The sequence below is a fragment of the Pseudomonas sp. HP_08 genome (assembly GCF_055284095.1).
In genome coordinates this window covers 227,303-253,395 of sequence record NZ_JBTOQC010000053.1, presented here as the reverse complement: position 1 = coordinate 253,395, position 26,093 = coordinate 227,303, and the positions used below count along the sequence as shown (strand labels likewise).

The window sequence follows — 26,093 nt, the reverse complement described above, 5'->3', positions numbered from 1 at the left end:
CTTGAAGGAGAGAATCCGCCTGGGACGCAAGAGGGTGTTGCGCCAGGCGCAAAGGTGGCTTATCTCGCCAGCACCTCCTGTAAAAAGCCGATAAACGCTGCTACACGTCGCGAACCTCGATGATTGGGCAGGTACAGCGCGTTAATGCCGGTACTGGCCTGGTTCGGCGCGCCATCCCACTCGCCAAGCATGCGAATCAACCGGCCGGCGCTGACGTCATCGGCTACCAGCCAGTCGGCCAGCAGGGCGACGCCTGCATCATCGATGGCCGCCTGGCGCAACACATCGGCGTTGTCGCTGCGCAAGCGACCCTGAATCGGTACTTCGATCTGTTCATTGTCGCGACTGAAGCGCCACACCTGACGTGTCGTGCCATAGCTGAAGCGCAGGCAGGCATGCGCCAACAGCTGTTCGGGATGGTGCGGCTGGCCATGGGCGGCCAGGTAAGCAGGGCTGGCCACGGTCCAGCGCTGAAAATCGGCCAGGTGCCGGCACACCACCTCGGCATCGGGCGCCGCCTCGCCCAGGCGAATGGCAACGTCGAAGCGGCCATCGAGCAAATCGTCGAAGCGATCGCTGAGGGTGATGTCCAGCGCCAGGCCTGGATAACGCTTGAGCAGTTGCCCCAGATGCGGGGCGATCAGCCGGCGGCCGAATTCCACCGGCACGCATACTCGCAAGCTGCCGACCGGCTCCAGGCCCCGGTCGGCGACTTCGGCATCGGCTTCAGCCATGTCGTCGAGCAGACGCCGGGCCTTGTGGTAATAACGCGCGCCGGCGTCGGTCACTGAAATCTGCCGGGTCGAGCGGTTGAGCAGGGTCGCGCCCAGCTCGTTTTCCAGCGCATCGATGGCGCGGCTGACCGACGACGTTGCCAGCCCCAGCTTTCTGGCGGCGGCAGAAAATCCCTGTGCATCGACCGATTCGACGAACAGCTTGAGTGCCAGCAACTTGTCCATGCCTGCCTCACAGACGCCAGAGCGCGATCAGTCGGCGTTCAGCGCTTTGATCCCGACCTTGGCCACCTGGGCATCATGCTCGGACTTGACCCCGGACACGCCCACCGCACCGATTACCTGACTGTCGACGATGATCGGCACGCCGCCTTCCAGCGAGGTCAGCAGCGGGGCGGTCAGAAAGGCGGTGCGGCCACCGTTGACGATCTCTTCATAGCCTTTGGATTCACGGCGGCCCAAGGCTGCGGTACGGGCCTTTTCGACACTGATGTAGCTGCTGATCGGGTTGGCGCCGTCCAGGCGTTCAAAGGCCAGCAAATGCCCGCCGTCATCGACAATGGCAATCGACACGGCCCACTGGTTAGTCAGGGCTTCCTGGCGGGCAGCGGCGAGGATCAGGCTGATTTCGGTCTGGGTCAGTACGGCTTTGATTTTCATGCAGCGTCCTTTTATTGATTGTTCGATGGGGTGCCAGCATATACGCACGCTATGCAGACCGCACAAGTCAGGCTAGGCTCAGGGCATGAAAGTACTCGCCTTGCAGTTGCTGTTTGGAGATTTTCTCGCCCGTAGCGTGCGGGGTATCTCGTGCGCGCCTCCTCGCAAAAGCTGAACCACGCGCTTTATCCACGTGTTCACTTTCCTGCAAGGAGCCAGACCATGGCTGATCTCTACGACAACCCGATGGGCCTGATGGGCTTTGAGTTCATTGAACTGGCCGCGCCGACCCCCGGCACGCTCGAACCTGTACTGCGCATGCTGGGTTTCACCCAGGTAGCGATTCATCGCTCCAAGGCGGTGAGCCTGTACCGGCAGGGCGATATCAACCTGATCCTCAACAGCGAGCCGCACAGCCTGGCGTCGTATTTTGCCGCCGAGCATGGCCCGTCGGTGTGCGGCATGGCGTTTCGCGTCAAGGATTCGCACAAGGCCTACGAGCGCGCGCTGGCGCTGGGCGCGCAACCGCTGGAAATCGCCGTAGGTCCCATGGAGCTGCGGTTGCCGGCGATCAAGGGCATCGGCGGCGCACCGTTGTACCTGATCGACCGCTTTGGCGAAGGCACCTCGATCTACGACATCGACTTCAATTTCATCGAAGGTGTCGACCGCCATCCTGTAGGCGCAGGCCTCAAGTTCATCGACCACCTGACCCACAACGTGTATCGCGGGCGCATGGCCTATTGGGCCGGGTTCTATGAAAAGCTGTTCAACTTCCGCGAGCTGCGCTACTTCGACATCAAGGGCGAATACACCGGCCTGACCTCCAAAGCCATGAGCGCCCCCGACGGGCTGATCCGCATTCCCTTGAATGAAGAGTCGTCGCGCGGTGCCGGCCAGATCGAAGAGTTCCTGATGCAGTTCAACGGTGAGGGCATCCAGCATGTGGCGTTCTGCACCGACGACCTGCTCAAGACCTGGGATGCCCTGAAAGCGCTGGGCATGCCCTTCATGACCCCGCCGCCGGAAACCTATTACGAGATGCTCGAAGAGCGCCTGCCGAATCACGGTGAACCGGCGGATGAACTCAAGGCGCGCGGCATTTTGCTCGACGGCACCAGCGAGGGCGGCCAGCGGCGTTTGCTGTTGCAGATTTTCTCCGGAACCTTGCTGGGCCCGGTGTTCTTCGAATTCATTCAGCGCAAGGGCGATGAAGGTTTTGGCGAGGGCAATTTCAAGGCGCTGTTCGAGTCCATCGAGCGCGATCAGGTACGGCGTGGCGTGCTGGCAAGCGATTGATAGCGGCTGTTCCCCTAATAAAAATAAAATCAGGAGACCTCCCATGGCGGCCTCGCAACCCTTGCATTACCAGGCCGGGTTCGGCAATCACTTCACCAGTGAAGCGCTGCCCGGCGCCGTGCCGGTCGGGCAAAACTCGCCGCAGCGTCACGCGCTGGGGCTGTATGCCGAGCAGTTTTCCGGCACTGCCTTTACGGTGCCGCGCAGCGAAGCGCGGCGCACCTGGCTGTACCGGATCATGCCGTCGGCCGCGCACCCGGCCTATACCCGAATGACGCTGCAGATTCGCGGCCTTGAAGACGGCGCGCCAACGCCCAACCGGCTGCGCTGGAACGCCTTTGACATCCCGGACCAGCCCACGGACTTTCTCGACGGGCTGACGGCCCTGGCACGCACCGCCAGCGCCGAGCGTGCTGAAGGCGTGAGCATTTATGTGTACGCCGCCAACCGGTCGATGGACCGCGCGCTGTTCAATGCCGATGGCGAGTGGCTGATCGTTGCGCAACAGGGACGCTTGCGCATCGTCACCGAACTGGGCCTGCTCGATGTCGAGCCTCAGCAGATTGCGGTGCTGCCGCGCGGCCTGAAATTCAGCGTGCAGTTGCTTGATGCCACGGCGCGCGGCTATGTCTGTGAAAACCACGGTTGCCCGCTGCGCCTGCCGGACCTGGGCCCGATTGGCAGCAATGGCCTGGCCAACCCACGGGATTTTCTCGCCCCGTGTGCCTGGTTCGAAGACCGCCAGGAACCGGTCGAACTGGTGCAGAAGTTTCTCGGCCAGTTATGGGTCACGACCCTGAGCCACTCGCCGTTCGATGTGGTCGGCTGGCATGGCAACAACGTGCCGTATCGGTATGACCTGCGCCATTTCAACACCCTGGGCACGGTCAGCTTCGATCACCCGGACCCGTCGATCTTCACCGTGTTGACCTCGCCCGGTGCGGTGCCGGGGCAGGCCAATGTCGACCTTGTGATATTTCCGCCGCGCTGGATGGTGGCGCAGAACACCTTCCGCCCACCGTGGTTTCACCGCAACCTGATGAACGAATTCATGGGCCTGATCGAAGGCGTCTACGATGCCAAGGCCGCAGGCTTCATGCCCGGCGGCGCCTCGCTGCACAACTGCATGAGCGCCCATGGCCCCGACAATCTCACGGTGCAGAACGCCATCGCCGCAGAGCTTGTGCCCCATAAAATCGAGAACACCCTGGCCTTCATGTTCGAGACCGGCCAGGTGCTGCGACCCAGCCGGCATGCGCTGGAATGTGCGCAATTGCAGAGCGACTACGATCACTGCTGGGACGGCATGGCGCGTACTTTTCATCAGGAGCCTCAGTAATGGCTACAGCCATTCACCGTCGTAGCTGGCTGGCTTCGGCCAACGATCATCCGGACTTTGCCTTGCAAAACCTGCCGCTGGGCATCTTCAGCCACCTCGATAAGCGGCGGCGTGGCGGGGTGGCCATCGGTGATCGGGTGCTGGATCTTGCCGCCGCAGTACAGGCAGGCCTGTTTCATGGCCTGGCCCGCCATGCGGCCGAGGCGGCCAGCGGCCAGTTTCTCAATGATTATTTCGCCTTGGGCGCACCGGCCCGGCAGGCGTTGCGCACGGCCTTGCTGGCGCTGTTCGACGCCGACAGCACCCAACGCGAGCAACTGCTGCCCTTGCTGCTGCCGATGAGCGAATGCCGTATGCACCTGCCGGCGCGGGTCGGCGACTACACCGACTTTTATGTCGGCATTCATCATGCGCTGAACGTCGGCAAGCTGTTTCGCCCCGACAACCCACTGCTGCCCAACTACAAATACGTGCCCATCGCCTACCACGGCCGCGCCTCGACGCTGTGTGTTTCCGGCACGCCGGTCGCCCGGCCGCAAGGCCAGATCCTGCCGGCGGGCGAGCAGGTGCCGCAGCTCGGCCCTTGTCGGCGGCTGGATTACGAGCTCGAAGTCGGCGTCTGGATCGGGCCGGGCAATGCGCAGGGCCAGGCGATCAACATCAGTGATGCGCCGGAACACATTGCAGGCTTGTGCCTGCTCAACGACTGGTCGGCGCGCGATATCCAGGCCTGGGAATACCAGCCGCTGGGGCCGTTCTTGTCAAAGAGCTTTGCCACCAGCCTGTCGCCGTGGGTGGTCAGCATCGAGGCACTGGCACCGTTTCGTCGCCCGCAGCCGGCACGTCCGGCCGGTGATCCGCCGCCGTTGAGCTATCTGTTAGACCCTGCCGACCAGCAGGGCGGCGCGCTGGACATCGAACTGGAAGTGCTGCTGCTCACCGAACGCATGCGTCGCGAAGGCCTGCCGCCGCAGCGCCTGGCATCGAGCAACAGTTTGCACATGTACTGGACCGTGGCCCAGATGATCACCCACCACAGCGTCAACGGTTGCAAGCTGCAAGCCGGCGACCTGCTGGGCACCGGCACCTTGTCCGGTCCGCAAGCGGGGCAACTGGGCAGCCTGCTGGAAATGACCGAGGGCGGCAAACAGGCGGTGGTGCTGGCCCATGGTGAAGAGCGCCTGTTTTTGCAGGACGGCGATGAAGTGATCCTGCGCGCCCGGTGCCGCGGCGAAGGGCAGGTGTCGATCGGCTTTGGTGAGTGTCGCGGTCGCGTGGTGGCTTGAATCAGGCTGTCCGCACCGCATACCAGCCCAGAAACATATCCAGCGCCGACTCCACCACGTCGTGGCGTTTCTGCTCATCGAGCAGCGGGGCATTCAGCGTCAGTTGTGGCCAGAAGGCGAACGCCTTGAGCAGGGCGTGGATCTGGCTGGCGGCGAAATCGGCATCGACCGCCTTCAGGCGGCCGTCGCGCTGCGCCGCGCGAATCCAGACCGTGAAGGTTTCTTCGCGCTCATTGATACGGTTCATCCAGTCCTGGGCACGTTCCGGCGAATGAATGGTGGCACCGAGCACCACACGTGCCAGATCCAGGAAATTGGCGTCGCCCAGCGTGTCCATCTTGGTTTGCAGCAGATCGCGCAACTGCTCGCGCAGGCCACGGTCGGTGCTGTAGGCGGCATCGGCGGCGGGCGCGGCGCTGATCCACAGGCGCTGGAGCATCTCGGCGAACAGCTCTTCCTTGCTGGGGAAATGGTTGTAGACGGTGCGCTTGGACACCTGCGCCCGTGCCGCGATGCGGTCCATGCTGGTGACTTCGAACCCCCGGTCGCGAAACTCGGCAATCGCCGCCATGACAATGGCTTCGCGTTTCTGGTCGGTCAGGCGTAGGGGGGTGGTCATAAGGTCCGGTGTTCGCTTCAAACGTGCGTTTAGAGAAAATTACACTCGGCAGTTTACTTGTCTGCGTCATTCCTGCAAGCTTAAAACTACACCGTGTAGTGTAGTTACATGTAGCGCACGTGTTTGGTACACCTTCAGCACCCAGGAGCAGCACACCATGGCCAAGACCCACCGAACCCCGGACGTCCCGACCTTGCCCGTCTTGTCCCGCGAGCAGGGCCGTTACCGTAATCCTGCGCCGATGAAGCCGCTGAGCCTGGTGCGTACCCTGGGCGTGTTCTGGGACCAGTTGTTCAACAAGCCGGCCGGCACCCGGCCTGCCGGGCGCATCCCGGTGCAGCCGTTGTCGCGCCAGCAATTGCTGGCCGCACCGGACAACAGCGTCTGGCGCCTGGGCCATTCCACCGTGCTGCTCAAGCTGCGCAATAAATTCTGGCTGACCGACCCGGTGTTCGCCGAACGTGCATCGCCTGTGCAATGGGCAGGCCCCGAACGCTTCCACAATCCGCCGATCAGTCTTCAGGACTTGCCGCCGCTGGAGGCAATCATCCTGTCGCACAACCATTACGACCACATGGACCACATGACCATCCAGGCCCTGCAAGCCAGGACCGAGTATTTCCTGGCGCCGCTGGGCGTTGGCGACACGCTGGTGGAGTGGGGCGTGCCGGCGCACAAGGTGCGCCAGCTGGACTGGTGGCAAGCCACGCACCTCGTCGGCATCGAGTTTGTCGCCACGCCTTCGCAGCACTTTTCCGGGCGCAGCCTGTGGGACGGCAACCGCAGCCTGTGGTGCTCCTGGACGATCATCGATGGCTCGCAACGGATCTTCTTCAGTGGCGACAGCGGCTATTTCGACGGCTTCAAGCGGATCGGCGAGCAGTACGGCCCGTTCGACCTGACCCTGATGGAAACCGGCGCCTACAACGTGCAATGGCCGATGGTGCACATGCAGCCCGAAGAAACCCTGCAAGCGCACAAGGACCTGCGCGGGCGCTGGCTGCTGCCGATCCACAACGGCACCTTCGACCTGGCGATGCACGAGTGGCACGAACCGTTCGACCGCATCCTGGCCCTGGCCTGGGAAAACAACGTCAACATCACCACGCCGCGCATGGGCCAGGCGTTTTACGTGCAGTACCCCAGCCGTGGCGACAGTTGGTGGCTGGAGGTCGACGAGGCACCGGAGCCCAAGGCGCAGCCTGTCAAAAAGCTTCGCAAGCTGTGGTGCAGCGGCAATTGCCAGGGCCGCCGGCAGAACGCCTGACATTAATTTTTCGATAGTGCGCGCTGTTTTCTGATTTGCCGGTGGGCGCTGGGTCTCGGCCTAATGGTTTCCTGATCCAGACAAGGAAACCGCCGTGCCAGACGCCTCGACCGCTTCATCGCCCATGACCCGCCTGCAGAGCCTTGCGCTATTGGCCTGCGTAATCGGCGTCGCCCTCAACCTGCGACCCTCGATGGCGGCGGTGGGGCCGCTGTTGTCGGCGATCCGCCTGGAATTACCGCTGGGTTTTGGCCTGGCGTCGCTGTTGACCCTGCTACCGGTCATGGCCATGGGGCTGGCGATGTTCTTTGGCTTGCGCCTGGCCGCTGTGCTGGGCCTGTACCGCAGCATCAGCCTGTCGCTGTGGGTGATCGGCCTGGCCACCGTGGCGCGGCTGTTTGTCGACTCCATCCTCTGGCTGATCGTCACCGCAGTGCTTGCAGGTTTGGGCATCGCCATGGTCCAGGCGTTGATGCCGACCCTGATCAAGACCCGCTTCAAAACGAATGTCTCGCTGTGCATGGGCCTGTACGTCACCGCAATCATGGGCGGCGCGGCATTGTCGGCTTCGCTGGCGCCCTCGGTGCTGAACCTGACCGGCAGCTGGCGCGCGGGCCTGGCGATCTGGGCCGTGCTGGCGCTGCCCGGCCTGCTGTTGTGGACCTTGCAACGCCAGCGGCTACAAGGCGACAGCCAGCCGATCGCATCACGGCAGACATCGTTTGCACGCCGGCCGCGCGCCTGGACGCTGGGCATCTTCTTTGGCCTGGGCACCGCGGCCTACACCTGTGTGCTGGCCTGGCTGGCGCCGTATTACGTCGAGCAGGGCTGGAGCGAGCAGCACGCCGGCCTGCTGCTGGGCTACCTGACCCTGATGGAGGTGGTGTCGGGGCTGATCACGCCGGCACTGGCCAACCGCAGCCGCGATAAACGCGGGGTGCTGGTGGTGTTGCTGGGCCTGATGCTCTGTGGTTTTGCCGGCTTGATCCTGCTGCCGCAACAGGCCAGCCTGCTGTGGGCGAGCCTGCTGGGGCTGGGTATTGGCGGGCTGTTCCCGATGAGCCTGATCGTCTCGATGGACCATGTCGACGACCCGCAACGCGCCGGCGCCCTGACCGCATTCGTGCAGGGCATCGGTTACCTGATCGCCAGCCTGTCGCCATTGATCGCTGGCGTGCTGCGCGATCAACTGGGCAGCTTCAGCGCGGCGTGGTGGTCGTTGCTGGCGCTGGTGGTGATTCTGTTGCTGATCGTGGTGCGTTTTGATCCGGCCTCTTATGCCCGTCATCTGCAGCCTGAAACAGTTTGATGTTATCGTGCTATCGACGGATCCGATCAGAGCCGGCGAGACCACTCCATGCTCAACAGCAATGCCCTTCGCAAACTGGACATGCAAGACCTGATGGTGTTCGTGTCGGTCTATGAACAGCGCAACCTGACCCTGGTGTCCGAGGCGCTGCACGTCAGCCAGTCGACCGTCAGCTATTGCCTGAAAAAACTGCGCGCCCAGTTCGATGACGACCTGTTCATCAGCACGCGCAACGGCATGCACCCGACCCGCAAGGCGCAGGCCATGCTCAGCTATGTGCAGCAGATCCTGCATCAGGTCAACCTCTGCCACGACGGCCTGATGACCTTCGATCCCAGGCAGCAGGCCACCACCTTCAATGTCTGTGCGCCCGAATACTTCGAGTTGCTGGTGCTGCCGCACCTGATGCGCGGCTTCAGCGAAGCCGGGCTGGCGGTCAGCGTCAATGTACACAAGCTCGACCGCGACCTGCCGACCGACGCCTTGCAGGACGGCCGCTACGACTTGGCGCTGTGTTTTGGTCCGGGCTTTCATCGCGTGCTGGCGGGGCTGTGCAGCCAGGTGCTGCTCGAAGACGATCTGGTCTGTGTGATGGACCGCCAGAGCCTGCCGCTCGATGCCCGGCTGGACCTGGAAACCTATGCCGCCAGGCGGCATATCTTTCCGACGCCGTGGACCTCGGACAACAACATGATCGACGGCTGGCTGCGCACGCAGGGCCTGACACGCGACATCGCCGTGCGCAGCAACAGCTACCGCGCCGCCTTGCAGTTGCTTGAAGGCAGCGACTGCCTGCTGGCGCTGCCCAGACGCATCGAAGCGCTGCTGGGCAACGAGCCGTGGCTGGGCTTTTGCGAGCTGCCGCCGGAATTGCCGGGGTTCACCCTGGACATGATCTGGAGCGAACAGGCCGAACGCCTGGAGGCGAACGGCTGGTTGCGTGAGCAGGTGGTCAAGGTGTGTGCGGCACGCGGGTTGTTGTAACGGTTAAAAAGCTGCCTTTGTCATAACGGTGCCTTGTCCTGCTCGCCTTCGGATTGTGCCGGAGGTCGTGGCTGCTCGCCTTTCTCGTTCAGGCGCTTGTGCTTCTCGCCCACGTTGCCTGCGTTTTCAGGTTTGTGGTCGAGGTCTTCGCGTTCTGCCGGTTCATTGTCCGAATCGGGTTGCTGGGTCATGGTCGTTCTCCATCAGGGCAATCACCTGACATTAGGCCACGCGCAGCACGCAAGATTCATTCGCGGTGTCATTCAGCGCCCGCCTGGGCCGGCGCGCCAAACAGGGCGGTCCAGTAGATGCCGGCATTGCTTTTCGGGTCGGCGGCATAAGCGGCGCCCACTTCGCTGTAGTCGGGGTTCATCAGGATCGCGCAATGGCCGGGGCTGGCCAGCCAGCCGTCGACCACCTTGCGTGCATTGTCCTGGCCTGCGGCGATGTTCTCGCCGATCTGCTGGGCAAAATAACCGGCCAGTTCCGCACGATCGCCCGGCGTGTCGCCGTTGCGGCCCTTGTGATCGAAAAAGTTATTGTTGGCCATCGAGCGGCTGTGGCCTTCGGCGGCGGCGGCCAGGCTGGCGTTCCAGCTCAGCGGCGCGGCGGCGTTGAACGACTGCTCGCCGCACTGGCGCGGCTGGCTGCGTGCGGTGTTGAGAAAACTCAGCAGCGCCTGGCCTTCGTTCTGCGAGGTGCCAAGGCGCGAGGTCAGCAGCGGACGCGCCAGCACGATGCGCCAGTCGCGGCCTTCGCGGCTGATACCGATGTCGACGAATTGCGGGTCGAGCACCACCTGGCAAAAGCTTTCCTGAATCGCCTGCATGGCGGTCGCGGCATCGCGCGGGCCGGACAGCGTGATGGCCTGCACGGTGACCATCGGGTAGGACGCCTGGGTCATGGCCTGGCGCAGGTCTGTGGTATTGCTGACGGGCATGATCAGGCGCGGGTCGCTGGCCAGCGGCGGCAATTCGGCCGAGGCTTGCCCTGCACAGGGTTGCACCTGGCTGCGGTAGCTGTTGATCGACTCCTGCAGACGGACTGCTTCACTGGTGAGAGTTTCACCCGCTACGGCCATGGCGCTGAACGACAGACTCAATGACAACGCCGCAAGCGGCACAAGGGTAGATATCAGGCGCATCGGGAACTCCCTTACAACAGAGGGCACATGATGCGCGATTTTACCGGCTGCGGCGACCGCTCTGGCTTCGCGCTATCATCGTGTTCCTCTGACAACGGATGACGGCATGCAACTCCCCGATCTGAATCTTTTGATTGCCCTGGACGCTTTGCTCGACGAGGGCAGCGTGGTGGGTGCAGCCCGGCGCATGCACTTGAGCCCGGCGGCGATGAGCCGGACCCTGACCCGTATCCGCGAAGCGCTGGGCGATCCGGTGTTGGTCCGCGCCGGTCGTGGCCTGGTGCCGACACCGCGGGCGCTGGCGGTGCAGGCGCAGGTGCGTGAGCTGGTCGAGCAGGCCGCGCAACTGTTCCAGACCCGCGACGAGGTCGACATGAGCACGCTGGAGCGCTGCTTCAATGTGCGCTCCAACGATGTGTTTTTCGGCACCTTCGGCGCCCGGCTGATGGAGGCGATGCGCGCCGGTGCGCCGGGTTGCACCTTGCGCTTTGTGCCTGAAGGCGTGGGCGACGACGATGCCCTGCGTGAAGGGCGGATCGACCTGTACATTGCCTCAAGGCGCAATTTCGGCCCGGAGACCAAGGTGCAGAGCCTGTTCAGCACGCGCTTCTGTTGCCTGGCGCGGGAAGACCATCCGATCTTCGACGCACCGATCACGCCGGAGCGCTTTGCCGCGTTCGACCACATCAGCGTCTCGCGCCGTGGCCGCGCCCACGGGCCGATCGATCCGGCGCTGGCAGCATTGGGGTTGCAGCGCCGGGTGGCGCTGATCACGCCGCACTTTCACTCGGCAATCTTTGGTGTGTCCGACTCCGACCTGCTGTTACCGCTGCCGGAACCGGTGATCTGGGGCATGCAGAGCCTGGGCCTGCGCCTGCGCGCCTTCGAGGTGCCGCTGGAGCTGGAAGAGGTCACGGTGATTCAGGCCTGGCACCCGCGCTTCGACAAGGACCCGGCGCACCGCTGGTTGCGCCAGACGCTCAAGAGCATCTGTTCGGGGTATCAAAGCCGGGCATTGCAGGGCCTCTGACTCTAAGAGGATGATGCGCCCCGCCAGGGCTTGAGCCACAGGCCAAGCCCGACCAGCAGCGCTGCGCCGTACGCGGTGCTCAGCGCCAGTTGCAGCGGCACCGATTGCAGCGGGTGCAACAGCAGCGCCGCCAGCAGCATGGCGATCACGGCCAGCAGGCCATGGCTGCGCCACGGCGCCACGTGCATCAATGCCTGGCGGCGCAGCAACAGCGCGCCCGTCACTAATGCGCCACCCAGCGCGGCGAGGGCGATGCCGTCGATGCCCAGCAGCCACGGCAACAACGCCAGCAACACGGCATTGCACAGGCTGCCGAGCAGTTCGCAGTTCAGCGGCAGGCGCGTGTCGCCGTCGGCGTAGGCATAACGCGCCAGCAGGGCGTTCCAGGCGTTGAACAGCAAGGGCGTGGCGAACCAGGCCAGCAGCGTCGGTAAAGGGCTGTCATGGGTTTGTTGCGGTAACAACAGCACCACCAGCGCGCCGGCCGCGCCGATCAGCCCGGCCACCGCCGGCAGGGTCAGCAGCGTGGCGCTGGCCAGGCCCCGGCGCAGCAGGTCGAGGCGTTGCTGGCCGGCGCTGCCGCTCATCAGGCCGAGCAGCACCTGGTTGAGGCTCATCAGTGCAATCAGCGGCAGGTTGATCAGCTTGCGCGCCAGGTTGATCCAGGTCACCGCGCCTTCGCCCAGCAGCGAGGCGACCATGCGTTCCAGCAGCGCCAGGCCCTGACTGGCCAGGTTGCTGCCCAGCAACGGGCCGATGCGTTGCAGCAGTTCACGCAAGGCGCCGGCCTCGGCATCGCGGCGCCAGGGCCGCCAGCCGAGTCGATACAGGCTGGGCAGCAACACGGCCGGCATCAGCAGGCTGCCCAGCAAGCAGGCGGCCGCCAGCCCGGTGGCGCTGGCGGCATGGCTCTGGATCGCCAGATACAACACTGGCGGCAGGTTGAACAACAGTGACCCGAGCCCGGCCAGGACAAAGCGCGCCTTGGCCTGCAACGGCACGCACAGCAACGCATGCAAGACAAAGCCCGGCGCGCACCAGGCCAGCCAGCGCAGGCTGTCGGCCGCTTGTGCGTAGGCTGCGCTGTCCAGGCCCGGACCGATCAGGCGCACCCACAGGCTGGCGCCCACACTCAACAGCAAACCGAACAACAGCGCGCCGAGCATCAAGTGCGGGGTCAGGCTGGCCAGCCAGCGCCCTTGCTGCACTTCATTGCGTTGCTGAAACAGCGGCAGTGCTGCGGCGCTAAGCAGGCCGCCGGCCAGCGACATGCGCAGGGCTTCGGGCAAAAACATCGACACCAGGAACGCATCGCTCTGCGCTCCGGCGCCCCAGGCCGCGACCAGCAGCCACTCGCGGGCAAAGCCTGCCGCCAGACCGGTGAGGGTCGCCAGGGTCAGCCACAGGGTTGAGCCGAGCATGCAGGCGGCGCTTTAGTGGAACAAGGTGAACAGGCCTTTGCCGCCCACCTTGTACTTGAGGTTGCGCGCCCGTTCGCCTTTGATTTCGGCGTTCGGGCCGCTGACGATGGCATAGGCCGGGATCGGCTTGGACACCACGCTGGCGCCGCCGACCACCGCCCCTTCGCCGATGTCGGCACCGAACGACAGCAGCGCCCGGCTGCAGATCCAGGCGTAGTCGTGGATGAACACCGGCCCGCCGACCGCCCAGAATTCCGGCTCCTTGAGGTCGTGGCCGCCGGCTATGATCAGCACATGCGAGGCGATGGTCACATGGTCGCCGATGACCAGCCCGCCGCGTGCGTCGAGCTGGCAGTGCCAGCCGACCGTGGTGTCTTCGCCGATGCGCAGGCTGTCGACGCCGAGCACTTCGGTATTGCGCCACACGGTAGAACCCTTGCCGATTTTCGCCCCGCCCAGGCGCAGCCATAACAGCCGCAACGTGTGGCTGGGGATCTTGCAGATCAGCATGTTGTACAGCTGCTCCCAGACCCGCAGCATGCGGTCGCGCAGGGTCGGCCAGTTAATGCCGTACAGCGGAATCAGCGCGCCGTGTAATTCGCTGGCCAGCAAGCGATAGAAACGCCGCGCCAAGGGCGGCTCGATACGCGGTTCGATGTTCAGGTAGCAGATGAACGACAGGGTGGTGTCCTTGATCCGGGTTTCGAAGGCCACTTCGTTGTCGAGCATCCATTGCCAGGTGGCTTGCAGCTCTTCAAGGCTGACGCCCATTTTTTCAGCGTATTCGGGCAGCGCCTCGCGCAAATTGTGCGAGTGCATCATGCGGTGTTTCATGGGCGTTCTCCCGGTTCGGTTGACGCAACGTGGGATGAGGCAACGTTTGATTTGAAGTCGGCAATCACTTTTTCGTGCAGGCGCCTGGACTCATGCAGGCTGATGCCGACAAACAGCCAGAACAGCGCGACCAGCACGCTGGTAAAGCTGAAGTAATGGTCGAACAGGCCGCTGAACAACGCGGTCAGTACGCCGCTGGTCGTGCCCAGGGCAATGGCGTTGTCGGCGGTCAGCACAATCGGGCCCTTGGCCGGGCGCACTTGCCGCCACCAACTGACGGTGATCGCGATGAACAGCAGCATGCCGGGCAGGCCCAGTTTGTAGATGAAGTTCAGCCACAGGTTGGAGATGCCGAACTCGGTGTAGTTGAGTACCGGCGGGTCGACCTTGAAGCCGATGCCGAACGGGAAGGTCGCCACCGCATCGGGAAAGTGCGTGTACTCCAGGAAGCGGATCGCGGTGCTGGCATCGTCGTCGGAAAACAGGCTCATGATCCGGTCTTGCAGCGGCGGGTAAAACAGCAGTAGGGCCACGCCGGCAAAGCCGCCGGCGATCACCAGGCGGCCTAGGTGCGGGATGCGTCGCCTGGCCATCCACAGCATGATCGCGATCAGGCTCAGCAGCGCCCCGCGCGAGCCGGTCAGCAGCAGGCCAACGGCGCCCAGCCCGGCCACGGCCAGGGCCACGCTGCGCGGTCCGCCACTGCGGGTCATGCCAAAACAGAACGCCAGCGGCAGAATCATTGCCAGCGCACCGCCCGCCACGTTGGGGTGCATCCATGGCGAGCCCATGCGGTCGGCCAGCGACAGCAGGCTGCTGTTGAGTGTGTCGACGCCGCTGTAGCCCAGCACGCCAAGGATCGGAATCATCGAGGTGGCGCTGCGCGCGACCACAAACACCGGGATCGACAACAGCAACAGGGCCAGCGTGCCAAGCATGATCGCAGTAACCGCTTGCTCGAGAACCTGACGGTCGAGGAGCAGGCGCGGCACCAGAAACAGGATCGACAGGTTGAACAGCCAGCGCACCCAGTTGATCGGCCCATTGCCCTCGGCAATCACCATGACTTCACCGACCACGAACGGAAAGGCGCTGTACAGCATCAGCGCCAACAACAGGCGCTCGGCCTGGAGCATGTTCGGCAGCCGGGGCTTGTCGAAGAACATCGCCTGCAGCAGATAGCTGCCCCAGGTGAGCATGATCAACGCTTCGGACACCGTGGTGCGTACGCCGATCTGAATGGTCGAGTAAGGAATAAAGGTGCCCAGCACGCAAAACAGCAGCAAGCCCAGGTGCGGACGCCGGATCACGGTGACGATCGAGGCCATCCCGGCCAGCACCAGCAGCACCATCGACAGCGGTGTCAGCCAGATCAGCAGACCGAAAAGCACCGCAACGATCACACCGATGGGCAAGGCGATGGGCATTAGCGCAACTCCTCCAGGGCAGCATGGATTCGCTGGTGGAACGCATCCAGGCCGTAGCGCGCCGCCCATTCCTTGAGCGGCGCAGGGTCTTCAGGCGCCGCGGTCGACAGGACGCCCATCAGGCGCACCAGTGCGGCGCTGTCGTCGGGGGCAAAGCGCGGGCTGTCGGGCGGGGTGATTTCATCCAGCGACGAACCGCTGGCCACCGCCACCGGTGTGCCGGTGCTCAGCGCTTCGATGACCGGCAGGCCAAAGCCTTCGGCCCGCGACGGGTGCCAGAGCCGTTCGGCCTGGGCGTACACCGCGTGCAACTCGGCATCCTGCAGGCCGCGCAGCACGTGCAGGCCCGGCAGATGGCGTTGCGCAGGGCTGAGCGGGTCGTCGCCGCCGACCAGCACCAGGTCCGGCACCTGGGTAAAACGCAGGCGCGCGGTTTGCCAGGCTTCGACCAGCCAGGCGATGTTCTTGCGCGGCTCACGGGTGCCGACGCACAGCCAGTAGCGTTCGGGCAGCCGCAGGGCGCTGATATCGGCCGGCTCGCCTTTGAAGCCCTCGACCACATGCGGCAACACCCGCAGCTTGCCTTGTACCCAGGGAAACAGGCGCACGGCTTCGTCGGCGGTGAACTGCGACGGCACCCAGACCTGGTCGGCGACGCGCAATGAATGGGCAATCGACTGCCGGTCGGTGAACCGGTACACCCGCGCCTTGAGCCGGGAGCCGTGGCTGTTGTTTTCGGTCAACTGAAACAGGTCGTGCAGTTGCAGCACGTATTTCAGGCCCGCCGGCTTCTTGCCCAGGGGCAGGCCCATATTGATATTGGAGAAATACACCTCGATGCCAGCATCGCGCAGGGCGCCGGGCAAAAACAGCCCTTCGAACTTCAGGCGCTCGGGCAGGCGGTGCACGGCATCCAGTGGCGTGGCCCAGCGCGGGGCAAAGAGGCGCCGACGGATCGGGTGGTCGTACGGCGCCACCCCGAACAATTGCAGGCTGGACTCGGGGTAGGCCCGAAAGGCCGCTTCCAAGGCAAAGTTCTGCCGGCCGATCCCGCTGATCGGGTAACCGGCGGCCGCGCGATAATCAAGACCTATACGCATGGGCGCACTCCGGGTTGAGGGGGCGTGATACGGGTGTAGATGCCTTCGAGCTGGGCCGCTGCAACCGACCAGTCATGGCGTGAGCGCACGTAGGCACGGCCGGCTTCGCCGATCCGCGCCAGGCGCAGTGGGTCGTCGATGTATTGGCAGATCAACTGCGCCAGCCCGGCGGCGTCTTCGGCGCCCAGATAGTGTTCGCCGTTCTCGACCGCCAGCCCCGAGACACCCTGGGCGGTGGTCACAATCGGCAGGCCGGCGGCCATGGCTTCGAGGATTTTCAGTTTCGAGCCGCCGCCCTGGCGCAAGGGCGCAAAGAACACGGTCGAGCGGCTTTGCAGGGCGCGCAAATCCGCGACATAACCGAGCCATTCGATGCGCGGGTCCGGCCATTGCTCGCGCCAGTGGGCCGGCAGGGCAAAGCCTGCCAGGGTCAGGTGTACGTCCGGTTGCACGGCCCATACCTTGGGCATGATGTGCTCCAGCGCCCAGTGCACGGCATCGACATTGGGGGCGTATTCGTAGTTGCCGATAAACAGCAGGTGACGGCCTTCGCGTTCGGGATGAACGCTGGCGTAATAGCCGCAATCGACGCTGTTGACCACGATCGACACCGGCTTGCCACTCAGGCGCGACAGCGCCTTGGCGTCGTCTTCGGTGACCGAGATCAGTTCGCCTGTCTGGCGAAACACCCGGGTTTCCCAGCGCCGGTAACGCCAGCGGTCATACAGCGCAAACGGTGCGGCCCAGCGCGGCAGCTTGTCGTAGCTGGCCGCTCCCAGGGCCGACTCGACATTGTGTTCGGTCAGCACGAACGCTTTGCCGCTGCGCTGCAAGGCGCGCTCGAACGGCTGGAAGGCGTAGGTGTGTTGAATCTGGATGATGTCCCAATGCTCTTGCAGCAGCGCCTCGAAGGTCTGCTCCAGTTCCGGCGCATAGCCATTGATGCTGGCCAGCATCGGCGCCGGCGCAAAAGCCACGGCCAGCAAGGTCCGCAGGCTGCGCAACGGGCGCCGGGGCAGAACGATCAGGCGCTCCAGCCAGGGCTCCATGGCCTGGCGGCATTCTGGGTCCAGCGCGGTCTTGGATTGCACCAGCAAGGTGATGCGGTGCCCGCGCGCCGCCAGGTTGCGCAGCAGGTGGTACTCCCGGGTCTTGCCGCCACTGGTGGTGGGCCAGGGCAGATAGGGCAGCGTCCAGAGAATGCGCATGGCTCAGGGCTTCCATTCCAGTATCTGCAAGGTCGGGCTCAATGCCAGGGTCACACCCTGACGGCTGGCCAGCGAATGGCGGGTGCCGTCCAGTGGGTCATGCACCACGGCTTCGCGGATATTCGGAAACGTCAGGCTGGCGCTGCTGGCACTCCAGACCATCAGCAATTGCGTGCCGTCCGGGCGGCTCCAGGGCACCGCGTACAAGTCGCGCGGCACGCTGCTGACGGCCGGCGGGTCGGCGGGCAGCAAGCGTGGACCGGTGATGTTGAGAAAGTTCTGCAAGGCCAGGTACACCGGTTTCGGGTTGGCTTGCAGGTCGACCAGCCCGTAACCCTGATCGCGGGCGCTGGCGCGTTCGTCCAGATCGCTCAGGTTGAACAGGAAAATCCGCTGGTAATCCATGGCACTCATCAACGCCAGGCGCCGCAGCGTGTAGTCAGCCTGACCGCGCAACCCGATGATTGCCTGCATTTCTACCGGGCCTGCATAGCTGGACCAGCCCCATTCGGTGGCCCAGACGTTTTGCACGCCATTACCGTGCAGCAACTGGTTCATGGCGTTGCCGCGCACCAGAAAATCCCGGTCCGGCGGCGAGTCGCCTTCGGGGTATTCGGAATACGGGTGATAGGCGGCGACGATGTTCTGCTGGCCCAGGCCGCCGTCGACCAGGGTCTGCAACATGTAGCCCGGCGTACTGTGCATCTGGCTGTAATAGGCCATGCCGGCGGTGGCGACCGATTTGCCTGGCGCCACGCTGCGGATCGCCTCGGTGGTGACGCTGAGCAGGCGGCCATAGGCGGCCGGGTCTTCCTTGGGGCGCCAGACGATATTGGGCTCGTTCCACACCTGCCAGGTGTCGACCTGCGGGTAACGTTGTGCCAAGCGCGCCATGCGCGTGGCGAACAGATTGAAATCGCTCGGCGGGTACTGGTCGCGGCTCTCGGCATCGGCCGGTGCGCTGCTGGCGAACGGTGCCGAGCCGACCAGGTACGCCAGGGTGTTGTAGCCACGGCTCTGCATCGCCGCCATGGCGGCATCGACGGTCTGCAACTGGAACTGGTCGCGCACAGGCTCGATCAGCGGCCAGTGCAGGGTCAGGCGCACCCAGCCCAGCCCCAGCGCATCGAGGCGATCCATCTGCAGGGCGTAAATCTCGGGGGCAAAATACGGGAACTGAACGTTGACCCCGAGAAAGTCGCGCCACTCGACCGGACGCGGCGCCTTGAGCACGGTCTCGGCAAGGCTTTCGCCGGTATAGACAAGCCCGGTTGCCAACAGCACAGCGGCAAGCAACGATCTGGATTTAGCGTGCATGGCTGTTTACCTCGCCTGACAGGCTTGCTGGAACATCTCGCGAAAACGCTCGGCGGTGTGGCTCCAGACCCGCCGCCGGCCCAGTTGTGCCGCCCGCTCGGCCCAGTCCTCGGCCAGGTGTGGCGTGTTGCACAACGTCGCCAGCGCGTCAGTCAGGGCGGCCACATTGCCTTGCGGGTAGATCATGCCGTTGCCGTGCGACACCTCTTCGGCAAACGAGCGGGCATCGGAGGTAATCACCCCGCGCCCGCAGGCCACCGCCCACGACAACGCACCGCTGGTGCCGCGCAGCTGGCCGAGCAGCTTGAGCTTGCTGGATTCGCGGTACGGCAACACCATCACGTGGTGGGCCTGGATCACTGTCGGGATGTCGCTGGCCGGCAGGTCCAGTTGCCAGTCGATCAGGTCGGTCAGGCCCAGCTGGCGAATGCGCACGCGCAACTGTTCCAGATAGCTGCCGGAGGCGCCAAAGGCCATTTCCGGTTCGCTGCCGCCGGCCAGGGTCAGGCGTACGCTTTGGCGCAGTGCCGGCTGGCTGACGAACAGGCCGGCCAGCGCGTCGAGCAGATCCTCGATGCCTTTGCCGCGATAGATAAAGCCGAAATACAGCAGGCGCAAGGGTTGCAGTGGCGGCAGCAGCACGGGCGCAATGTCCAGATTGCCGTGCGGGATGACCAGCATCTGTGGCTCGCTCAGGTGCATGCGCTGGCGCAGGCTCTGGCTGCCGGCGCGGGTCAGGGTCACCAGGCGTGTCATGTTTTTCGCCAGTTGGCGTTCTGCGCGCAGGCACAACGGGTCGGCCAGCACGGTGGCGACTTCCGGGGCCGGCGAGGGCAGGCGGTTGGCCAGCGACAGCGGCCAGGGCAGTTTTTCCAGGCGCCATACCAGCCGCTCCGGGTCATGCACGGTGGCGGTCAGCGGCAGGTGCGGCAAACGCTGGTGCAAGGCGCCCAGTGCACGGAATTCGGCCAGCCGGCCGCCGCCAATCTCGGCATGCGCAAGGTCAATGCCCTGCCAGTCAGTGTCCGCGACCCGCTGCTCGGCCTGCCGGGGATCGTTGCCGACCCCTTGCAGCGGCGTCAGCACCTCGACCCCCAATGCCTGCAGGGCGTGGCGCAGGTGACCGGCATAGTCGGCGATGCCGTTCTGCTCCGGCGGCAGCGGGGCGAGCAGGGCGATACGCATCAGGCACGGCTCCCCAGACGCTTGATGAACCGCAGCACTTTTTCAGGCACCTCGAAGCGGCGACGGTTGAGGATGATCCCGTCGACCCGCTTGAACGCGGTGTTCAGGGTGTGCAGGGCGTCTTCAAGCATCGGCACAGTGGTTTGTTGCGCACGCACCACCAGCACGATCAGGTCGGCGTCGCGCAGCAACACGAAGGGTTTGTCCTTGCCGTACAGCCCCGAGGCGTCGATCAGCACGATCTCGCCGGGGATCGCCGGTCCCGGGCCTTCGGTGCGCACATGCTGGCCGTGTTCGATAAGCACGTTTTTCAGGCGCTCGATGACAAACTTCACGCCTTCGCCGGAGTGCTCCGAGGTAAAACCGATGGCCAGGCCTTTTTCGGCGACCTGTTGCAGCGGCAGGATGCCGTAGACCTTGTGCAGTTGCGAAGTGAACGCGGCACTGCGTTCCTGGGCACGCTCCAGGTCCGGCAGGCTGGTCCACACCGGCACCCCGAAGCGGCTTTCGATCTTGTCGCCATCGTGGATGCGCTGGTCCAGCAGGTAGAAGAAATACAGTGCCAGCAAACCCACCAGCAGGCTCAGCGGCAAGGCCAGCAACAGCATCAGCATGCTCTTGGGGAAGACCCGACTGGGGTTGAGGGTGGCTTCTTCGACCAGTGCAATGTTGCTGATCTGGCTGTTGTCCAGCTCGCGGTCGATGCGTGCCTTTTCCAGGCTGTCGGAATACAGCGCGTAGCTTTTCTCGGCCGCATCGAGCTCGTTTTGCAGGCGCGACAGTTCAGGTTCCAGCGCCAGGGCCTGGAGCCGGTCCTTTTCCAGTTGAGCCAGTTGCTGGTCCTGCTGGGTCAGTTGCGTCAACAGCCGTGCGTAGCTGGTTTCCTGGTCGGCATAGACGTTTTGCATGCGGTTGTAGATCGGGTTGGGCGTGATGTTTTCCGAGCGCTGAACCGTGGTCTGCTGTTCCTGGAGCAGTTTCTTGAGGTTGTCGATTTCTTCGCCGATGGCCAGGATTGGCGGTGCGTTGTCAAAGAACGTACGGCGCAGTTCCTGGCGCTCGACTTCCTTGCCGTTGATGCGGTTCTGCAGGTCCTGACGGTTGGGGTTCAGCGACAGCTCGCGCCCGGAACTGACCGTCTTGGGCTGGGTGGCCAGTTGTTTTTTCAGGGTGTCCAGGCCCGCCTTGGTCGAGGCGATGGCGCGGATGGTGTTGTTGCGCTCGGTGCGCAGGTCATTGAGGCCCTGGGAGGTGTCGGCAAGGCGCTGGGAAATGCTCACGGCGCCCAACTGGTTGAGGTAGGCCTGAATCTGCCGCTTGTAGACGATGATATTGGCGCCGGTTTCCTTGACCTCGGTGTCGAAGAATGTGTACAGGCTGACCCGTCCGAGGGTCTTGGTGCGTTGCAACTGGTATTCCGCGATCCAGTTGCGCAGCACGTCCTGGGCCACGGCCGGGTCGTCCCAGGTAAAGGTCAGCTCCATCACCGAAGAGCCTGGGTCATGGCGCACCTTGAAGCCTTTTTCCAGGCTCTCGGCCAGGCGGTCGGTAGCCGAGCGGCTTTCTGCCAGGCCGACCAGCTCGAACAGTTTGTGCACGGCGCCGAACACCGCATCGACCGAGTCCTTGAGCAGGTTTTTCACTGAGCCGAAAAAGCCTGCCTCTTCACGCGCCCTGGACATTTCGGCCAAGTATTTCTCGGCCACCGTGCGGGTGATCGGCCGGCCGGTCAGCATCCGCTCTTCGTCCAGCAACGGGTCGCGCAGGGCGCTGGGCACCACGATGGCCTGGCGGTTGGACAACTCGATCGGCACCGTGCTGCTGTCGCGGCCTGGCTTGACCAGCAGCAACGCGGTGGACTCGTAGCGGTTGGGCAGCAGGAAAGCACCCAGCACCACGACCACAAAGGTCACCAGCACTGTGATCTGTACCTCACGCCTGAAGATGAAAAACAGGCGCAGCAGATCGCGAAATGAACGGATATTGATCATTGTCTTCTTCCCTGATGCTTAATTCTGCAGCTCGTAGTTCACCCCAAAGCCCAGCGACTTGGAGAACGGGATCAGTTGGTTGAAATACAGGTTGACCCCGTCGGCCTTGTTGCCGACCGTGGACTTGGGCACGAACACGACATCGCCGCGTTGCAGCAGCACCGGGCCCCGAGGCGCCTGGGGGCTGGCCCAGAGCATCTTGCTGTAGTCGAAGAAGTAGGTGTTGTAGAGGCCGTTGTCTTCCTGGCGCAGCAGGGCGACCAGTTGCGCATCGCCGTCGGGGGCCACGCCGCCGGCGCCGATGATGGCCTGGTCCAGCGTGGTGGCCACGGTCACCGGCAGGCTGGTCGAGTTGCGCACCGCACCACCGACGAACACCGTGTTGCCCGGTGCCTGGTTGATATTGATAGTCATCGCGGTCTGGCGATAAATGCCTTTGAGCTTGTCTTGCAGGTGCTCGGTCAGCTGCGGCACGGTCATGCCCGCCGCCTGCACGGTGCCGACCCAGGGATAGGAAAAGGTGCCGTCGGTGAGCACCTGGAACAGGGTCAGTTCATAAATGGAGTTGGCGGTGAAGGCCGAGATGCTTGGCGACTCGCCGGTGTTGCGCACGATGCGCAAGGTGTCGCCGGCGCGAATCTTTTGCGCAGGCAATGGCTTGCCTGCCAGGGCAAGCCCCGCCGCCTTGCCTGCTTCGATCTGTGCGGTGTCGTCCGGTACGGCGACCCTTGCCGGGGTGTTGCAGGCACTGAGGACCAGAACGCAGGTCGCCAACAGCAGGCCTTTGAAAGACCCTGAATACTTCTGATCCATGAATACAGCTCCCTGACGGGGAAAACATGCCGGCCTGCATCGCCGGATTCCAGGTGCAGCGTGCGGCTGCAGCCGCACGCTACGGTTTCACACTCGGTTCAGGCCTTGGCTGCTTGCGCCGGCACTCGTCCATAAATGTCGGTAAAGCGCACGATGTCGTCTTCGCCCAGGTACTCGCCGCTCTGCACTTCGATCATCACCAGGTCGATGACGCCTGGGTTGACCAGGCGGTGGGTGTGGCCGGGCTTGATGAAGGTCGACTCGTTGGTGTCGAGCATGAATTCGCGCTCGCCATTGGTGACGGTGGCCATGCCGCTGACCACGATCCAGTGCTCGCTGCGGTGGTGGTGCATTTGCAGCGACAGCGAGGCCTGCGGGTGTACGACGATGCGTTTGATCTTGAAGCGCTTGCCTTCCTCCAGCACGGTGTAGGTGCCCCACGGCCGGGTGACGGTGCGGTGCAGCCGGTACGCCTCGTGGTCCTGGCGCTTGAGTTCCTGGGCGATGAGTTTCACGTCCTGGCTGCGGTTGCCGTCGGCAATCAGCAAGGCGTCGGGGGTGTCGATGATGATCAGGTTGTCCAGGCCCACCGCGCCGACCAGGCGTTTGGGCGAGTCGATAAAACAGTTGGTGACATCGTGCAGCACGGTCTGGCCGTTGCACTGGTTGCCCTGGCCATCGGCCGGGGTCAGTTCGCGCACCGCCTGCCATGAACCGATGTCGCTCCAGCCCAGCTGGCACGGCACCACGGCAACCCTGGAAGAGCGCTCCAGCAAGGCGTAGTCGATGGAAATGTCCGGCACCTGGGCGAACAAATCGTTATCCAGCTCGACCTGCAGCTCATTGCTGCCTTGCTTGCTGGTGCTTTGCGCAAGGCAGGCGCTGACCGCGTCGAGCACCTCGGGGGCGTGAATGCGCAACTCGGCTAGCAAGGTGTCGGCACGCAGGCAGAACATCCCGGCGTTCCACAGGTGCACGCCGCCGTCCAGGTAAGCCTGGGCGGTGGCGGCATCGGGTTTTTCGACGAAACGCGCCACCTGATAGCCGTCGCCGTTGAGCTGCTGGCCTTTTTCGATGTAGCCAAAGCCGGTTTCCGGCTTGTCGGGCAGGATACCGAAGGTCACCAGCCAGCCCTGATCGGCCAGTTGCCGGGCATTGGCCACCGCTGCCTGAAACGCTTCGATATCGGAAATCAGGTGGTCGGCGGGCAGGATCAGCAGTTGCGCATCGTCGCCATACAAGCGTGCGACGTGCAGCGCGGCGGCGGCAATCGCCGGCGCCGTATTGCGCCCCACGGGCTCGAGGATGAAGTCCAGTTTCACGCGCTTTTTATTCAGCGGGCGATAGTCATCGACCGTGCGGAAATACACTTCACGGTTGGTGACGGTCAGCAGGTGCTCGACCTGCGGCAGGGAAGTGGCGCGGTTGAAAGTCTTTTGCAGCAGGCTTTCGCCATCGGGAAGACGCATGAACGGCTTGGGCATGGCTTCGCGAGAGACTGGCCAGAGTCGGGTGCCGGAACCGCCGGCGACAATGCAGGGGATGAGGATGCTCATCAATAGACCTCACGATTGAGAAGCACTGCCGGAACAGTGCGCAGAAGGATGTAGAGATCGAACCAGACAGACCAGTTTTCTATGTACTCAAGATCGAATTCGACGCGCTTCTCGATTTTTTCCACGGTGTCTGTTTCACCCCGATAGCCGTTGATCTGCGCAAGCCCTGTAATGCCCGGTTTGACGCGATGACGCGAGGTGTATTCCTTGACCGCTTGCTCGAAGAGAATACCGGCCGCTTTGGTTGCCGTGGCATGGGGGCGCGGGCCCACCATGGACATGGTGCCGGCCACCACATTGAACAGCTGTGGCAGCTCATCCAGGCTGGTCTTGCGGATGAAACGCCCGACCCGCGTGACCCTGGCGTCGTGGCGGGTGGTTTGCTTTTCCGCTACCGCATCGGCCTGGTGCTGATGCATGGAGCGAAACTTGAAGACCTCGATCAGGCGGTTGTTGTAGCCATAGCGTTTCTGGCGGAACAGCACCGGGCCCTTCGAGTCGAGCTTGATCGCGATCGCGACCAGCAGCATCACCGGCGACAGCGCGGCAACGGCCAGTGTCGACAGCACGATGTCTTCGGCACGCTTGATGAACGGCGACCAGCCGCTGAGCGGTACATCGGAGGCATTGAACATCGGCAGGCTGGCGACTTCGGTGATGCGGTTGTGGCTGTGACGAAAGGCGACCATGTCGGGCACCAGCAGGACATTGACCGGCAACCGGCGCAGCTCGCGAATGATGTAGTCCATGCGGTTTTCGGCGGTCCAGGGCAGGGCGACCAGCACTTGGGTGACCTTGTCTTCGCGGATCAGCCGTTCCAGGTCGCCGGTGTTGCCCAGCAGCGGCAGGTTGGCGACGGTCTTGGGCATGCGCCCGATGCGGTCGTCGATAAAGCCGGTGACGCCTGACCGAATGTCCTGGTGGCGGAGCAGGTATTCGGCCAGGCGCAGGCCGTTTTCCGTGGCGCCGAGAATCACCGCGTTTTGCAGGAACATGCCTTTTTTCATCAGGTGCCGGAACAGCACCAGCAACAGCACGCGCACGATGCACATCAAGGCCAGGCTCGACAGGTACCAGACCAGCAGCGCGTCCTGGCTCACCGAGTCGAGCATGTCCATGAAGTGGTGCATGACCATCAGCAGGCCGAAGGCAGCCGTCCAGGCGAACAGAATGGAGCGCAAGCGCAGGGAGTTGCTGAACAGTGCTTCGGAATACACGCCCAGCGCCTGGAACACCAGTACGCAGATAAGGCCGAAAATCAGCAGCATGCCCAGTTGGCCCTTGGCCTGTTCGGTCTGCATGACCGGCTCCAGTGCCACGATCACCAGCCCCGGTATCACGCAGGCCAGACCGTGGGCCAGGCGAATACCGAACAGAAAATACTCAACAAGGCTGGTTCGTGTCAGCGACAAACTGTCGACGGGCTGCAACCGCATAGTGCTTCCTCACTGCGTGTCGATCCTTTACTCAAGCATCGGTCCTTGAAGTCCATGGCTTGACAGACGAAGGTCAAAAAAATGTCTATTTACGGCGTTGAAAAAATATAGTCATCGTTTTGGCGTGTGCAGCT

Annotated in this window: 23 protein-coding genes; 7 read left to right on the top strand and 16 right to left on the bottom strand. The window is 63.7% G+C overall.

Translation table 11 applies throughout. From position 1 onward, the window contains the following. Window positions 1-59 precede the first annotated feature (59 nt). Window positions 60-959 carry a LysR family transcriptional regulator gene (locus ACYAS9_RS30190; RefSeq protein ID WP_463572161.1) on the bottom strand — a complete coding sequence of 300 codons (900 nt, stop codon included), beginning with the start codon at window positions 957-959 and terminating at the stop codon, window positions 60-62. Between the two features lie 27 nt (window positions 960-986). After that, entirely contained in the window at window positions 987-1,394 is a 408-nt protein-coding gene (locus ACYAS9_RS30185; protein ID WP_463572160.1) for a heme-binding protein, read from the bottom strand. A gap of 222 nt (window positions 1,395-1,616) precedes the next feature. On the opposite strand from ACYAS9_RS30185, the gene hppD reads away from it, so the two are divergent. Genes hppD through fahA form a run of 3 tightly spaced genes read left to right on the top strand, consistent with a single transcriptional unit; the run spans window position 1,617 to window position 5,318 of the window. After that, complete coding sequence (gene hppD / locus ACYAS9_RS30180) at window positions 1,617-2,693, top strand: 4-hydroxyphenylpyruvate dioxygenase (protein WP_463572159.1); 1,077 nt, start codon at window positions 1,617-1,619, stop codon at window positions 2,691-2,693. Between the two features lie 43 nt (window positions 2,694-2,736). Next, window positions 2,737-4,032, top strand: a complete 1,296-nt coding sequence (hmgA, locus tag ACYAS9_RS30175) for a homogentisate 1,2-dioxygenase (RefSeq protein ID WP_463572158.1) — start codon at window positions 2,737-2,739, stop codon at window positions 4,030-4,032. Beyond that, window positions 4,032-5,318 (top strand): fumarylacetoacetase, encoded by a 1,287-nt coding sequence (fahA, locus tag ACYAS9_RS30170; RefSeq protein ID WP_463572157.1) that lies wholly within the window; start codon window positions 4,032-4,034, stop codon window positions 5,316-5,318. Before hmgA ends, fahA begins: the two co-directional genes overlap by 1 nt. 1 nt (window position 5,319) lies before the next feature. Here fahA and ACYAS9_RS30165 read toward each other — a convergent pair whose 3' ends face one another. Next, the gene (locus tag ACYAS9_RS30165) at window positions 5,320-5,937 is read right to left on the bottom strand and encodes a TetR/AcrR family transcriptional regulator (RefSeq protein WP_463572156.1); all 618 of its coding nucleotides are present in this window, start codon (window positions 5,935-5,937) and stop codon (window positions 5,320-5,322) included. Window positions 5,938-6,094: 157 nt separating this feature from the next. Between ACYAS9_RS30165 and ACYAS9_RS30160 the strand changes: the two genes are divergently transcribed. The 3 genes from ACYAS9_RS30160 to ACYAS9_RS30150 all read left to right on the top strand — a co-directional run bounded on the left by ACYAS9_RS30160 (window position 6,095) and on the right by ACYAS9_RS30150 (window position 9,497). Further along, window positions 6,095-7,204 carry an MBL fold metallo-hydrolase gene (locus tag ACYAS9_RS30160; protein ID WP_463572155.1) on the top strand — a complete coding sequence of 370 codons (1,110 nt, stop codon included), beginning with the start codon at window positions 6,095-6,097 and terminating at the stop codon, window positions 7,202-7,204. A gap of 124 nt (window positions 7,205-7,328) precedes the next feature. Then, a complete protein-coding gene (locus ACYAS9_RS30155; protein WP_463572196.1) occupies window positions 7,329-8,513 on the top strand; it encodes a cyanate transporter in 1,185 nt (394 codons plus the stop codon). A gap of 48 nt (window positions 8,514-8,561) precedes the next feature. Then, a complete protein-coding gene (locus ACYAS9_RS30150) occupies window positions 8,562-9,497 on the top strand; it encodes a LysR family transcriptional regulator (protein ID WP_463572154.1) in 936 nt (311 codons plus the stop codon). 20 nt (window positions 9,498-9,517) lie between these two features. Here the strand turns inward: ACYAS9_RS30150 and ACYAS9_RS30145 are convergent, their stop codons facing one another. After that, window positions 9,518-9,688 (bottom strand): hypothetical protein, encoded by a 171-nt coding sequence (locus ACYAS9_RS30145; protein ID WP_463572153.1) that lies wholly within the window; start codon window positions 9,686-9,688, stop codon window positions 9,518-9,520. Between the two features lie 68 nt (window positions 9,689-9,756). Further along, on the bottom strand, window positions 9,757-10,641 hold the full coding sequence (locus tag ACYAS9_RS30140; RefSeq protein WP_463572152.1) for a CAP domain-containing protein: 885 nt from the start codon (window positions 10,639-10,641) through the stop codon (window positions 9,757-9,759). Window positions 10,642-10,747: 106 nt separating this feature from the next. Between ACYAS9_RS30140 and ACYAS9_RS30135 the strand changes: the two genes are divergently transcribed. Continuing rightward, on the top strand, window positions 10,748-11,671 hold the full coding sequence (locus ACYAS9_RS30135) for a LysR family transcriptional regulator (protein WP_463572151.1): 924 nt from the start codon (window positions 10,748-10,750) through the stop codon (window positions 11,669-11,671). A gap of 2 nt (window positions 11,672-11,673) precedes the next feature. Here the strand turns inward: ACYAS9_RS30135 and ACYAS9_RS30130 are convergent, their stop codons facing one another. From ACYAS9_RS30130 to ACYAS9_RS30080, 11 genes are all read right to left on the bottom strand, one after another. Next, complete coding sequence (locus ACYAS9_RS30130; RefSeq protein WP_463572150.1) at window positions 11,674-13,092, bottom strand: lipid II flippase MurJ; 1,419 nt, start codon at window positions 13,090-13,092, stop codon at window positions 11,674-11,676. Between the two features lie 12 nt (window positions 13,093-13,104). After that, window positions 13,105-13,926, bottom strand: coding sequence for an acyltransferase (locus ACYAS9_RS30125; RefSeq protein WP_463572149.1), 822 nt, complete (start codon window positions 13,924-13,926; stop codon window positions 13,105-13,107). Then, window positions 13,923-15,353 carry an O-antigen ligase family protein gene (locus ACYAS9_RS30120; RefSeq protein WP_463572148.1) on the bottom strand — a complete coding sequence of 477 codons (1,431 nt, stop codon included), beginning with the start codon at window positions 15,351-15,353 and terminating at the stop codon, window positions 13,923-13,925. Before ACYAS9_RS30120 ends, ACYAS9_RS30125 begins: the two co-directional genes overlap by 4 nt. After that, entirely contained in the window at window positions 15,353-16,453 is a 1,101-nt protein-coding gene (locus ACYAS9_RS30115; RefSeq protein WP_463572147.1) for a glycosyltransferase family 4 protein, read from the bottom strand. Before ACYAS9_RS30115 ends, ACYAS9_RS30120 begins: the two co-directional genes overlap by 1 nt. Continuing rightward, window positions 16,444-17,661 carry a glycosyltransferase family 4 protein gene (locus ACYAS9_RS30110; RefSeq protein ID WP_463572146.1) on the bottom strand — a complete coding sequence of 406 codons (1,218 nt, stop codon included), beginning with the start codon at window positions 17,659-17,661 and terminating at the stop codon, window positions 16,444-16,446. The genes ACYAS9_RS30115 and ACYAS9_RS30110 overlap by 10 nt, the downstream gene beginning before the upstream one ends. 3 nt (window positions 17,662-17,664) lie before the next feature. Beyond that, a complete protein-coding gene (locus tag ACYAS9_RS30105) occupies window positions 17,665-18,978 on the bottom strand; it encodes a glycoside hydrolase 5 family protein (RefSeq protein WP_463572145.1) in 1,314 nt (437 codons plus the stop codon). A gap of 6 nt (window positions 18,979-18,984) precedes the next feature. Then, complete coding sequence (locus ACYAS9_RS30100; protein ID WP_463572144.1) at window positions 18,985-20,163, bottom strand: glycosyltransferase; 1,179 nt, start codon at window positions 20,161-20,163, stop codon at window positions 18,985-18,987. Further along, window positions 20,163-22,154 (bottom strand): GumC family protein, encoded by a 1,992-nt coding sequence (locus tag ACYAS9_RS30095; protein WP_463572143.1) that lies wholly within the window; start codon window positions 22,152-22,154, stop codon window positions 20,163-20,165. Before ACYAS9_RS30095 ends, ACYAS9_RS30100 begins: the two co-directional genes overlap by 1 nt. 18 nt (window positions 22,155-22,172) lie before the next feature. Then, window positions 22,173-22,967, bottom strand: a complete 795-nt coding sequence (locus tag ACYAS9_RS30090; protein ID WP_463572142.1) for a polysaccharide biosynthesis/export family protein — start codon at window positions 22,965-22,967, stop codon at window positions 22,173-22,175. 98 nt (window positions 22,968-23,065) lie between these two features. Beyond that, the gene (locus ACYAS9_RS30085; RefSeq protein WP_463572141.1) at window positions 23,066-24,523 is read right to left on the bottom strand and encodes a mannose-1-phosphate guanylyltransferase/mannose-6-phosphate isomerase; all 1,458 of its coding nucleotides are present in this window, start codon (window positions 24,521-24,523) and stop codon (window positions 23,066-23,068) included. Next, entirely contained in the window at window positions 24,523-25,959 is a 1,437-nt protein-coding gene (locus ACYAS9_RS30080; RefSeq protein WP_463572140.1) for an undecaprenyl-phosphate glucose phosphotransferase, read from the bottom strand. The genes ACYAS9_RS30085 and ACYAS9_RS30080 overlap by 1 nt, the downstream gene beginning before the upstream one ends. Between the last annotated feature and the right edge of the window lie 134 nt (window positions 25,960-26,093).